This is a genomic window from Sphingobium sp. DC-2, assembly GCF_000722555.1.
Taxonomy (GTDB): Bacteria; Pseudomonadota; Alphaproteobacteria; order Sphingomonadales; family Sphingomonadaceae; genus Sphingobium; species Sphingobium quisquiliarum.
On record NZ_JNAC01000054.1, the window covers coordinates 16,946 to 28,559 of the forward strand.

Consider the following 11,614-nt stretch of genomic DNA (forward strand, 5'->3'; position numbering starts at 1 on the left):
CGGAGGATGGCGATGACGGAGCTTCCCTATCTGATGCGCGGCGTCATGCCGGTGGGCACCGACAGCAGCGTGCTGGTGTCGTCATCCAAATATCTGAACAATCCGCGCCTGCGCGAATGGCTGGCGATGATCTGCCTGCGCAAGAATGGCGCGGACATACCACCCCAGGCGGAGATGTACGAATTCCTGCCAATACTGGATTCGCTGCGCGACTTCGACGCGGTGGAGGAGATGTTCACGCAGGAACGCAAGGTCAATCCGCAACTGGACGCATGGTTCGAGGAAGGCTTCATTTCCAGTTACAAGATCGAGGATTTCAAGGATTATGCGCCGGGGTCGCTAGGCGGCATATTCTACGCGCAGATGACGTCCGGCAATTACGAGATCCAGATCACGCCATGGACGCAGCCGCAGACACAATTGCAATTCTATAATCTGCGGTCAGGCCAGACCCATGATTTCGAACATATATTGTGCGGCGGCGGGTTCAACTTCATGGGTGAGCTGGTTCCCTACTGGTATCGGCTGACCAATGTGCCGCGCTTCATCAAGAACCCTGAACTGGCGGCTGAACTGAACCTGATCCAGCTATTCGGATCGCTGCGCTACACGGTGCGGACCATGCTGCATTACCCGCATGTGTGGCCGACCTGCGTGAATGCGATCCAGCGCGGAATGCGGGTGGGGCAGGAAAGCGACGCCCTGTTCATGAAGAAGCTGGAACCGGCCTTCCACCTGCCGCTGGAAGAAGCGCGGGCGGCGCTGGGCGTGCGCGGCGCGGTGGACGTCAATACCGATCGCGAAGGGGCCTATTGGGCCGGGCGTGCGCCGCTGGAGCCTGCTCTGGAGCCTGCGTGACGGGTTGACAGGGTCGCGCAGAGGCGCAGAGGGCGCGAGAGGGGTGCTTATCGGCGGAGGCGGCGATTGACGCTTTCCTTCCGCTTGAAAGGAGAAAAGCGCCTTCGGCGGGATGCTTGATCTCTTTTCTGCGTCCTCTGCGCCTCTGCGCGAACAGCGAAGGGGCGGCCAACCTCCCCCTCGCCTCGTTCAGGCAGCCGTTGGTTCGCCCGACGCCAGGACGGTGAGCGATCCGTCCTCGTTGATCTGCTCGGTCAGGATGGATGTGACGCGGCTGACGCTCTCGGCGATCCACCAGCGGCCATCTTCGCGGCGATAGATATCGTCATATTCGACGCCCAGCCGCGTGACATGACGCGGACCGGTCAGGATCGTGCGGAAGTTGAGCGACCACAGGCCCCGCGCTTCGTCCGGCCCCGTCAGGCTGATGTCCCAGTTGGTGGCGTGGTGAATGTCATAGACGCCGCCATTGCAGGCCATGCTCTCATAAGTCGCGACAAAGGCGTCGCGGCCGGTGAACACGGGAAAGCCCTGATAGGCGATCCGCACGCCGCGCGGCAGGAAACAGTCGCGCACGGCCTCAGGCTGTTTCAGGTCGCAGGCGCGCAGATAGCGCGATTTCAGCAGCCTTATCTCTTCCTTGTCCTCCAGCGCCTGCAAGCGGGCCGCCAGATCTTCGATGCTATGGGCCATGCCCTCTCCTTCAATTTTCGTCATACAGGGCGGCTTGCGGCAGCCGCCCCGGCAATCCTCATTCTATTCCCATTCGACCACGGACAGGACGTGGTTGGCATAGCCGGGGAACACATAATCGAATTCCAGGATCATGGTTTCGCCCAGCAGGCCGCTCGACAGGATGTCGGTTTCCAGAAAGGCCTGCACGCCGTTCTTGCCATAGGCGAAGCGGGTCGCATCCTTGTAGATGGGGGATGCATCCAGCCGCGCATCCACATCCGGGTTGCCCGGCAGCGCGCGGTTGTAGACCAGCTTCAACCGCCCCTTCATTTCAGGGTCGCTGCGGTTCGCCTCCTCCAGCGCCATGAAGACATTTTCCAGATCCTCAAGGCTTTCGAACAGCGTGCCATAGTGGAATCCATATTCGGGATCATGGTCCATCCTTTCGCGCATCGCGGTCACGGCGGGATGTTCCTGATCGGTGCCGACGTTGAGTGCGCCGTGGATCGCGTTCATCAGGTCGCGCTGCGCCTCGGGCACGCAGGACAGATAGACGATGCCGTCGCCACGCGGATGATGCTGCTGATCCACGACGAAGCGGTAGAAGTGCGTGCCGTCGGGCAGGGGCAGGTCCTGCGTCTGGATATAGCCCAGCATGCTAAGCAGGCGCGCGGCGAGCGGGCCTTCCTCCGGCTTCTTATAGTGCAGGGCCATGTGACCCATCGACCTTGCGCCCGTCAGCGCTTCCGATTTCAATGCCGTCGCCATTTACCGTCTCCTGTTCGCCATTCCCGCATGCTGCGTTCTCTGCCCGCGGCCGGACCGCGCGTATAGCTGCTTCCCTTTGCCAACGCCATGCATTGGCATTTTGATCTTGATCGCAGCGTTACGCGTAGCTTGTAGCAACAGGCTTCACGCAAAGCAAAGATGACGGGCGGGGCGGAGGCAGAAAGAATACCGCGCCCGCGCCGCCCGCCCGCAGCGGGTCAGACGCCGAAGCCGCCCGCGACCGACAGGGTCTGGCCGGTCACGTAATTGGCGTCGTTCGATGCCAGGAACACGGCGGCCTTGCCGATATCCTCCGCCTTGCCCCAGCGTTTGATCGGCAGCATCTTCTTGACCTCGCGCTCCCAATTCTCGTCGAAATAGCCTTCTTCCTGGCCGACCTTGAACTGGCCTGCGTCGATCACGCCGACCAGGATGGAGTTGGCGCGGATTTCATGGACGCCTTCCTCTTTGGCAATGCCCTTCACCAGCGATTCGTTGCACGCCTTGGGCGCGACGGACAGGCCGTCGAGATGCGGCCACCAGTCATGCCCGGCCGAACCCAGATGCACGAAGGAGCCGCCCCCTTTCGCGCGGAAATGGGGAATGGCGATGCGCGCCGCATAATAGAAGCCGAATGCTTCGATCTCCATGGAGGCGCGGAACTGTTCCAGCGTCCAGTCGGCGATGTTCACCTGCGCCACGATCGGGCCGGCGCCCCACACGATGCTGTGCACGCGGCCATGCGCTTCCACCGCGCCGCCAAACGCGGCTTCGATTTCCTCATAGCTGCGCGCATCGGCCTGGTGGATGCTTGCCTTGCGGCCCAGGGCGCGGATTTCCTCTGCCGCCGCTTGCGCCACATGCTCCTTGGACCGGTAGAAGATCGCGACGTCCGCGCCCGCCCTGGCGAATTGCAGCGCCACGCCCTTGCCGATCCCCCCGCTGCCGCCGAAAACCGCGACCGCGCCTTCTGGAAATTGTCTGTCCATAGTCATCCTTCTCTCTTCGAATTTCCTGCGCGTCACTCGGCGGCGTCGGCGAGGCCGGGCGCGCCCGCCATGCCGCTGGTGTGGTGCACGCCATCGACGCGCGACTGGATTTCCCGCGCCTTGTCACGCGGATTGTAGAATTGGCGATACCAGGCCCGGCTGCGGTGAAAGGGGCCATCGGTGGGCAGGCGCAATATGCTGATCGCCGGGCCCTTGGTGCGCCAGATGGCGAAATCCTGCGAGAAAGCGCCCAGCCCGGCGGCATGATATTGGCTGCGCAGTTCCACATCCTCTGCCGATGGCGGCGTGTTCCGCGCCCGCGTCAATATGCCGTGCCAGACCTGCGTCACGCCATCTTCCTTGGGCGTGTGGCAGATGATCTGCACCGCGTCCGTCTCGCCCGAATAGCGCGCGATCAATATGCCGGGGCCCGTATAGAAGGCGTCGACATCCAGCACGCCTTCCTCGCTGGTCATGGTTTCATGGCCGCCGCCCGACAATTGCCGTCCCACCACCCCTTCGAACACGGAGTCGAAATAGGCGAGCTTCTGCCCATGGATGGGGCCGAAGTGGCGCGTGTCCACGAGATTGTCGAGTATCTCCTGCGGATGGACCGGCAAGGTGCCAAGGTCATCATATTCGCCGGTTATCCATTGCGGGTCCGACCATTCGGGCAGAGCGGGCAGGTCATAGTCCGGCTCCCCCTCTTCGGGATCGTGCCAGGCGAAGACGCAACCGAACGCCTCCTGCACCGGGTAGGAACGCAGCCTGGCGGCGGCCGGGATAGGGCCGTCAAAATAGGGGATATGGTCGCAGCGCCCGTCAGGCCCGAAGCGCCAGCTATGATAGGGGCAGCGGATCGAGTCCCCTTCCACCCTCTGCGCCGCCGCGCCCGATGTCTGTTCCGCCGCCAGATGCGCCTGCATGTGCGGGCAATAAGCGTCGAGCAGGACGATGCGTCCCGAGGCCCCGCGATAGATCACCAGTTCGCGCCCCAGCATCCGCAATGCCGCTGGAGCAGCCGTCACCTCGCCGCTGCGCGCGACCATGAACCAGCCGCGCGGAAAGGTGAATTCGCCGAGCCTGTAGTCAGCCGTCGTCGCCATATATCCTCTCCCGCCGTGGCAGCCGTGCCGCCATTTGCGCAGGGTGGCGGCGAGACATGGCGCGTGCAACCGGATTGTGATTGATGCTATCTTGTGGTGATAGATAACTATCGCACCAAGATAGGAGAGTGCAAAATGGCGACGACGCGACGGCCGGGGGCCGCTACCATCCTTTCCGAACTGAGGCGCGAATTGAAGGCGCGGGGCGTGCGGGTCGGACAACTGGCGCAGGAACTGGAGGTGGCGGAACCCACGGTGTGGCGGTGGCTGCGCGGCGACGGGCTGACGCTGGACCGGCTGGACGAGATGTGCGCGATAGCGGGCGTCGACCTGCGCGACCTGGCCGCGCGTAGCGGCGAAGAGGGGGAGGAGAGTTTCACGCTGGCGCAGGAACGGATTCTCGCCGCCGACCGGGGTCTGGCGCTCGTCTTCTTCGCGATCCTGCACGGCGCGCAGCCTGCCGAGATCGAAAGGGAACTGGGCCTGCCGCGCAGCCGCCTCCACGCGCATTTCGAGCGGCTGGCGCGGCTGGGCCTGATCGACCTGGCCCCGCGCGGACGGGTGCGGCCCAAGGTGAAGCGGCCCGTGCGCTGGCGGCGTGGAGGGCCGCTGTCCGCCGCCTTCGAACGGACGGTGAAACCGCTGTTCATGTCGATGGACTTCGGGTCCGCCGATGCCCTCTATGTTTCCGACATGGTGGTGATGAGCAAGGCCGGGCAGGCGCGCGTGCACGCCCTGTTCGAAGCGCTGCGGGACGACATCCATATGATCGCGGAGCAGGAAAAGGCGGCCCGGCTGGACGATCGGGAATGGAGCGGCGTGCTGATGATGGTGCGCCCGTTCGACATGGAGGAAACGACGGCGGAGTTGCGGGCCTGACGCCCGCGCCGCGCAGAAGATTGGAAAAGGAGAGGTTGTGGCAAGTTTCCCGGAAGGATGCGCCCTGCTGTTCGGCGGCAGCGGCGGCATCGGCAGCGGTATTTCGAATGTGTTCGCGGGCGGCGGCAGTGACATCGCCATCGTCTATCGCGGCAATCAGGCACGCGCGGAGCAGGTCGCGCAGGCCGGGCGTGACCTGGGGCGCAGGGCAAGCATCCACCGCGCTGATGTGAGCGACCCGCGGCAGGTGCAGGCGGTGGTGGCCGACGCGATCGCCGCGCATGGCCGGGTGCATACGGTGGTCTGGGCGGCGGGGCCGCTGGTCAACCAGCGCTATCTCGCCTCCACCCCGATGGAGGAGTGGCGGCACGCCTTCGATGTCGAAGTGCACGGCTTCCTGGCCGCAGCGCAGGCCGTCATCCCCCATATGCGCGAGCAGGGCGGCGGCAGTTTCGTCACGCTGGGATCGGCCGGGCATGACTGGTGGCCGCAGCGCGACGGCATGTCCGTCGCGGTCAAGGCATCGAACGAGCAACTGGTGAAGGGCATCGCCAAGGAAGAAGGGCGCTATGGCATCCGCGCCAATTCCGTGCTGGTCGGCGTGATCGACGCCGGGCAATTGCATGAACTGACGCGCCTTGGCCAGATCGACGAGCGCTGGGTCCAGAACACGCACCGGCTGCTCTGCCTGAAACGCTGGGGCACGGCGGAGGAGATCGGCCACGCCTGCCTTTTCCTCGCGTCGAACGAAGCCGCCTATATCACCGGCCAGCGCATTTCCGTCTCGGGCGGGTTCGGCGTCTGATGATGCCATAATCCGGCAACAATCATGCGTGACTTTCTACGCATCATGATTATCAATGTCGAAGAGAAGAATGTTTTGCGTACAACCAAGGGATGAGGATCAATGGCCTATACATTGCAGCAGCTTTCCGATTTCGAGGATATCCGCACGCTCAAGCATCGCTATTTCCGGGGCATCGACACGGCGGACATGGCGCTCCTGGGCACGCTTTTCACTGAAGACGTGACGGTCGACTATCGCGGCGGCACCTACCGCGTCAGCCTGTCGGGGCGTGAGGACATGCTGGAATTTCTCGCCAACAGCTTCCATTCAGGCGCGGTCGCCATGCATCATGGGCATATGCCCGAAATCACCCTGACGGGCGAGGACGAGGCCGAAGGCATCTGGTATCTGGAGGACATCTTCATCGACGTGGAGCATAGTTCCCACACCATCGGTTCGGCCATCTATCGCGACGTCTATCGCCGCGAAGGCGGGCAATGGCTGATCGCGCGGACCGAATATGACCGGGTGATCGAACTCGTCTCGCCGCTTAGCCCGGAGGCGCGCGTCACCGCCCATCATCTCGCGAAAGCCGGGCGCAAACCGCATGAGCGCGCGGATATCACTCATCTGATCAAATGGACTGCGTGAAGGCGGTAGCCTGCCGTCGCCAGTAAGGCACGATTGCACCGGGCGCGGCCTGTTCGCTGCGCCCGGTGAAGCGGGGCGGCCCGCATTATCATGCGCCGCAAGAATATAATGTTGTTGGGGGAAGACCATGCGCCATCATCTGCTTTCCATCGTTTCGCTCCTCGCGCTCGCCGCGCCGGGCGCTGCCCTGGGTCAGGTCAGCGATCCCGGCCTTTCCGAAGGAGAGATGGGCAGCGACATCGTCGTCACCGCACGCCGGCGGGAGGAACGGTTGCAGGATGTGCCGATCGCGGTGACGGCGGTCGATTCAGGCGCGCTCGACAGCCGGGGCCTCGATAATGTGACGCAGATCGGCCAGATCGCGCCCAATATCCAGTTCACGCCGGGCCAGGGCGGCAATAGCGGCGGCATCGCGCCCTTCATTCGCGGCGTGGGTGAAAACGACTTCATCATCACCTCCGACCCCGCCGTGGGCGTCTACATGGACGGCGTCTATGTCGCCCGCACCTTCGGCGCGACGACCGAGCTTCTGGGCATCGACCGGATAGAAGTGCTGCGCGGACCGCAGGGGACGCTGTTCGGCAAGAACACGGTGGGCGGCGCGATCAACATCGTGTCGGCCATTCCGGGGCAGCAGCAGCGGATCGAAGCCGACCTGCGCTACGGCTCCTTCAACACCGTGCGCGGGCGCGTCTATGCCGAAATGCCCTTGTCGGGCGACTGGTCGCTGGGCGTCGCCGCGCTGGGCGAGTTCGGCGAAGGCTGGCAGAAGGTGCCCTCTGGCGAGAATCTCGGCAACCGCAACGTGGTGGCGGGAAAGCTGTCTCTGCACAAGTCCGGTCCCCTTGACATATTGCTGATGGTGGACGGGCTGCACCGGCGGCAGCACAGCGCCCCGCACAGCATGATCGCCTTTACCCCGACGCTGCTGTCCACCCTGCAATCGACCCTGATCGGGCCTTGCTGCACGGTGCCGGGCGACATCGACCGCACCGACACCACGCCTTCGCTCAGCAAGGACAATACCGACGCGATCAACGCGGCGCTGACGCTGACGGCGGACCTTGGCGGCGCGACGCTCAAGTCGATCACCGCCTATCGCTATGTCGATGCGCTGTTCGGGCGTGACGGCGATGCGTCGTCGCAGGTCAATTATGCGGGCGACATTCACGACGAAAATGCACAGCAGATCAGCCAGGAGTTTCAGCTCGCGCTCGACCTTGGCGGCCGCGGATCGCTGTTGCTGGGCGCCTTCGCCTATCAGGAGATCGCGCGCGACAATACGCGGCTGGTTGTGGCGGACGGCCTCTATGATGCGCTGGTCGCCGCCGGGCTGGACCCGCTGGACCTTGGCATTCCCGGCGTCGATCCCATACCGGCGGTGGCGCTGGACCTCAACATCGACTTCCGCAACCGGCAGAAGACCCGCAATCTCGCCTTGTTCGCGAACGGCAATTATGAGCTGACCGACAAGCTGTCGGTGGAACTGGGCGCGCGCTACACATGGGAGCGCAAGAACTTCTCCCAGACGGCGATCCGCATCTATTCGGGCCAGCCGCTGCTGGCGGGCACGCCGTCCTACTCCCAGGCAAAGAGCTGGGACGCCTTCACGCCCCGCGCGTCGCTGTCCTACAAGTTCAGGCCCGATTTCCTGGCCTATGCCTCCTATTCGCGCGGGTTCCGGTCGGGCGGGTTCAACGGCCGCCCGACGTCGCTGGAGGAAGTCGGCTCCTACGATCCTGAACATCTGACGTCCTATGAAGCAGGGCTCAAGATGGGCTTCGGCCGCATCGCCACCATCAACTTCGCCATATTCCGCAATGAATATCGCGACCAGCAAATCCTGATTTCGACGCTCAGCCCTTCAAGCGGGCTGATCGTGGTCCGCAACGAAAATGCGGGCCGCTCGCGTATCCAGGGCATCGAACTGGAAGGCACCTTCCGGGTATCGCCGCAATTCACCTTCACCGGCGCGCTGGGCCTGCTTGACGCCAAGTATAAGGAATATGTATCGGTCATCAACGGCGTGCCGACCGATGTCAGCTCCCGCAAGCTCAAGCAGGCGCCCGACATCACCGCCAATGCCAGCGCCATCTACCAGACGCCGCTGACCGACGGGCTGGAGGGCATTTTCCGCGTCGACGCCGCCTATAAGAGCGCCGTGTTCGTGGATACCGAAAACACGCCGCTGCTCCGCCAGCCCGATCATGCGATCATCAATGCCAGCGCTGAGTTCCGCCTGACCGGCAGCGGCTTTTCGATCCGGGCCGGGGTGGACAATCTGACGGACAAGCGGATCATCACGGCGGGTTACGACGCCTCGACCAGCTTCGGCTTTACCGAGGCCTATTATAATCCTCCGCGCCGGTACAGCATCACGCTGGCCTATCGCCACTGACGCGGGACGCCTGGGGAGCGGGCTGCCGGGATCGGCGGAAGGGACGCAAATCCCTTTGCCGCCGTCCGCTGAAAACCTCTATGACATGATCATGGATGATACGGCCGCTCCCCTGCCCCCCGTCGCGCTGCTGGAGGCGCTCTATGGCGGGCTGACGCAGGAGCCGCCGTGGGAAGCCTTCCTGCGCGCGCTGGCGGAGGCGGCGGAGGCGACCTTCGCCACGCTGCTGGTCGCGACCGGCCCGGCGGGGATCGAGGCGCATGTCACCCCCGATGTGCATCCGGACAAGGCGGGGGAATATGATCGTCTGTCCGACGCCGATCCCTTCGTCGGCCTTCCCGAAGGCCAGGTGGTCGCCTTTCAGGATTTCGTGAGCCATGTGCCGCCCCGTTTCCGCGAGTGGCTGGACAAGTCGGGCGGCGGCCAGATTCTGGGCGTCGACCTGCAAGCACCCTCCGGCGCTTCAGTACGGTTGCGGGTCACGCGCGACCAGAGCCGCCCCGATTTCGACGATGCGCAGACCAGTCTGATCGCCAGCCTGATCCCGCACCTGCGGATCGCGCTGGACCTGCATGCGCGGCTGACCTCCACCCAGGCGGAGCGGCAGGTGTTCAGCAGCGCGATGGAAGGGCTGGCGGTCGCGACGCTGATCCTGGCGCGGGACGGCCGCATCCTGCGCCGCAATGCGGTGGCGCAGCACCTGCTGGAGGATGGCCGCTTCATCCGGGAGGAGCATGGACGGCTGGTCCCCACCATGGGCGCGGCGAGCGCCAGCCTTGCCCGGCTGCTCGCTGCCCCACCCGCGCCCGGAGAAGATGTGCGCTTCGAAATTCCCGCGCCCGATGACCCGCCCCTGCGCGGGGTGGCGCGCGCCCTGCCGTCCGCCGTCTATGGCGACGGCGCGCATGTCGCTCTGTTCCTGTCCGACCCTGCCCGCGCCGAAGGACCCGACGCGGAGTCGCTGCGTGACCGTTTTCAGCTCACCCCGGCGGAAGCGGCGCTGGCGGTGCAGCTTGCCCAGGGCGCTGCGCTGGTCGACGCGGCCCGCATTCTCGATATCGCCCACAACACCGCGCGCTCGCACCTGCGCGCCATCTTCGCCAAGACCGGCACGCACCGGCAGGGGCAGCTCATCCACCTGCTGCGCACCACCGGCAGCGAGTTCGATCTCTGATCCATTTGGACGATGCGGACGGCCAGCGCCCGCCATAGGCTGCGCCGCTAAACCGGCAATGGGAGAGGTTGATGCGGTTTTCGATCATCTATGAAGCGCAGATGGCGGATACGTCGCGCGAAAATGAACAGCGCGTGTTCCACGAGATAGTCGAGCAGTCGCTGCTGGCCGAGGACATGGGCTTCGACGTCATCTGGGCGGTCGAACATACGGCGCTGACCCAATATGCGCATATGTCCGCGCCGGAAACGTTCCTGGCCTACCTCGCCGGGCGCACCAGGCGCATCGGCATCGGCCATGGCGTCGTGTGCCTGCCGCCCGCGATGAACCATCCGGTCAAGGTCGCAGAGCGCATCGCCACGCTCGACATATTGTCAAACGGCCGCGTGCATTTCGGCATGGGCAAGGGCGGGACGCAGCAGGAAGCGGGCACCTTCGGCTATCAGCTTTCGGAACTTGCGCCGATGATCGACGAGAGCATGTATCTCATCCCCAAGATCTTGAAGCAGGGCGAGATCGAGCATGACGGCACCTATGTGAAGATTCCGCACCGCCCGATCCATCCCAGCCCCAAGCAGGACCCGCATCCGCAACTCTACATGGCCTGCACCCGCGCGGATTCGCTGATCACCGCCGGATCGCGTGGCCTGGGCGCGCTGGTGCTGGGCTTTGCCGGACCGGACGATATCGCCGACAAGAACGCCATCTACCGCGAGGCCTATGCCAATCGGAAGCCGGATGATCAGGTCGGATACCGCCCGCAGCCACATCTGGCAGCGCTATGCCCCGCCATCGTGCTGGACGATCGGGAAAAAGCCCGGCGCATCGGCCTGCGCGGACAGCGTTTCTTCGTGGAATCGCTGGGCTACTGGTATTCGGGCGGCCCCAAGCCATCAGTCGAGGATCTGGACGCCAGCGAGCAGGAAGCCGCGCTCCAGCGGCACAAGGAAGAAACGGTCGCCTGGCTTTCCGAAGAGAAGATCGAGGTCGGCCGCCACCATACTGAAAGCTTCGAAGTGGCGCAGGACGCCTATGGCACGCCGGACGATTGCATCCGCTATGTCACGCGCCTGTTCGACGCGGGGGCTGACGAGATATTGTTCATGTTCCAGATGGGCGGCATCCCGCATGAGGTCATCATGGAGACGATCCGCAACATCGGCGAAAAGGTCATCCCGCATTTCCGCCCGGCCAAAGCGATCGCCGCGGAATAATCTCTGGTGCTTGTTGAAGGCGGGCACGGCCAGGAACCCAGTTCCATTGTTCGAACTGGGTTCCTGCCTGCGCAAGAGCACGTCTTCGCTCCGGCTGAACAACCATAGGAGTTCT

Annotated in this window: 11 protein-coding genes; 7 read left to right on the top strand and 4 right to left on the bottom strand. The window is 64.1% G+C overall.

What is annotated here, in order from left to right; all coding sequences use genetic code 11:
• Window positions 1-12 precede the first annotated feature (12 nt).
• Window positions 13-858, top strand: a complete 846-nt coding sequence (locus ET21_RS0111840; protein WP_030539865.1) for a hypothetical protein — start codon at window positions 13-15, stop codon at window positions 856-858.
• Between the two features lie 189 nt (window positions 859-1,047).
• On the opposite strand, the gene ET21_RS0111845 is transcribed toward ET21_RS0111840, so the two are convergent.
• From ET21_RS0111845 to ET21_RS0111860, 4 genes are all read right to left on the bottom strand, one after another.
• Window positions 1,048-1,551 carry a nuclear transport factor 2 family protein gene (locus tag ET21_RS0111845; protein WP_030539866.1) on the bottom strand — a complete coding sequence of 168 codons (504 nt, stop codon included), beginning with the start codon at window positions 1,549-1,551 and terminating at the stop codon, window positions 1,048-1,050.
• 63 nt (window positions 1,552-1,614) lie between these two features.
• A complete protein-coding gene (locus ET21_RS0111850) occupies window positions 1,615-2,301 on the bottom strand; it encodes a hypothetical protein (protein WP_021239314.1) in 687 nt (228 codons plus the stop codon).
• A 218-nt stretch (window positions 2,302-2,519) separates the two neighbouring features.
• The gene (locus tag ET21_RS0111855) at window positions 2,520-3,290 is read right to left on the bottom strand and encodes an SDR family NAD(P)-dependent oxidoreductase (protein WP_030539867.1); all 771 of its coding nucleotides are present in this window, start codon (window positions 3,288-3,290) and stop codon (window positions 2,520-2,522) included.
• A gap of 32 nt (window positions 3,291-3,322) precedes the next feature.
• Window positions 3,323-4,396, bottom strand: coding sequence for a Rieske 2Fe-2S domain-containing protein (locus tag ET21_RS0111860; protein WP_021239312.1), 1,074 nt, complete (start codon window positions 4,394-4,396; stop codon window positions 3,323-3,325).
• 135 nt (window positions 4,397-4,531) lie between these two features.
• Here ET21_RS0111860 and ET21_RS0111865 point away from each other — a divergent pair, with 135 nt between their 5' ends.
• The 6 genes from ET21_RS0111865 to ET21_RS0111890 all read left to right on the top strand — a co-directional run bounded on the left by ET21_RS0111865 (window position 4,532) and on the right by ET21_RS0111890 (window position 11,499).
• Complete coding sequence (locus ET21_RS0111865; protein WP_030539868.1) at window positions 4,532-5,275, top strand: helix-turn-helix transcriptional regulator; 744 nt, start codon at window positions 4,532-4,534, stop codon at window positions 5,273-5,275.
• Window positions 5,276-5,312: 37 nt separating this feature from the next.
• Window positions 5,313-6,080 carry an SDR family NAD(P)-dependent oxidoreductase gene (locus ET21_RS0111870; RefSeq protein WP_030539869.1) on the top strand — a complete coding sequence of 256 codons (768 nt, stop codon included), beginning with the start codon at window positions 5,313-5,315 and terminating at the stop codon, window positions 6,078-6,080.
• A 102-nt stretch (window positions 6,081-6,182) separates the two neighbouring features.
• Window positions 6,183-6,713 carry a nuclear transport factor 2 family protein gene (locus ET21_RS0111875; RefSeq protein ID WP_030539870.1) on the top strand — a complete coding sequence of 177 codons (531 nt, stop codon included), beginning with the start codon at window positions 6,183-6,185 and terminating at the stop codon, window positions 6,711-6,713.
• Window positions 6,714-6,840: 127 nt separating this feature from the next.
• Window positions 6,841-9,111, top strand: coding sequence for a TonB-dependent receptor (locus ET21_RS0111880; protein WP_030539871.1), 2,271 nt, complete (start codon window positions 6,841-6,843; stop codon window positions 9,109-9,111).
• Between the two features lie 91 nt (window positions 9,112-9,202).
• On the top strand, window positions 9,203-10,285 hold the full coding sequence (locus ET21_RS0111885; protein ID WP_030539872.1) for a helix-turn-helix transcriptional regulator: 1,083 nt from the start codon (window positions 9,203-9,205) through the stop codon (window positions 10,283-10,285).
• A gap of 71 nt (window positions 10,286-10,356) precedes the next feature.
• Complete coding sequence (locus ET21_RS0111890; protein ID WP_030539873.1) at window positions 10,357-11,499, top strand: LLM class flavin-dependent oxidoreductase; 1,143 nt, start codon at window positions 10,357-10,359, stop codon at window positions 11,497-11,499.
• The last annotated feature ends 115 nt before the right edge of the window (window positions 11,500-11,614 follow it).

Coding starts and splice junctions, on each gene's coding strand:
- ET21_RS0111865 (WP_030539868.1), top strand. CDS start 4,532: ATGGCGACGACGCGACGGCCGGGGGCCGCTACCATCCTTTCCGAACTG.
- ET21_RS0111845 (WP_030539866.1), bottom strand. CDS start 1,551: ATGGCCCATAGCATCGAAGATCTGGCGGCCCGCTTGCAGGCGCTGGAG.
- ET21_RS0111840 (WP_030539865.1), top strand. CDS start 13: ATGACGGAGCTTCCCTATCTGATGCGCGGCGTCATGCCGGTGGGCACC.
- ET21_RS0111875 (WP_030539870.1), top strand. CDS start 6,183: ATGGCCTATACATTGCAGCAGCTTTCCGATTTCGAGGATATCCGCACG.
- ET21_RS0111850 (WP_021239314.1), bottom strand. CDS start 2,301: ATGGCGACGGCATTGAAATCGGAAGCGCTGACGGGCGCAAGGTCGATG.
- ET21_RS0111855 (WP_030539867.1), bottom strand. CDS start 3,290: ATGGACAGACAATTTCCAGAAGGCGCGGTCGCGGTTTTCGGCGGCAGC.
- ET21_RS0111885 (WP_030539872.1), top strand. CDS start 9,203: ATGGATGATACGGCCGCTCCCCTGCCCCCCGTCGCGCTGCTGGAGGCG.
- ET21_RS0111890 (WP_030539873.1), top strand. CDS start 10,357: ATGCGGTTTTCGATCATCTATGAAGCGCAGATGGCGGATACGTCGCGC.
- ET21_RS0111880 (WP_030539871.1), top strand. CDS start 6,841: ATGCGCCATCATCTGCTTTCCATCGTTTCGCTCCTCGCGCTCGCCGCG.
- ET21_RS0111860 (WP_021239312.1), bottom strand. CDS start 4,396: ATGGCGACGACGGCTGACTACAGGCTCGGCGAATTCACCTTTCCGCGC.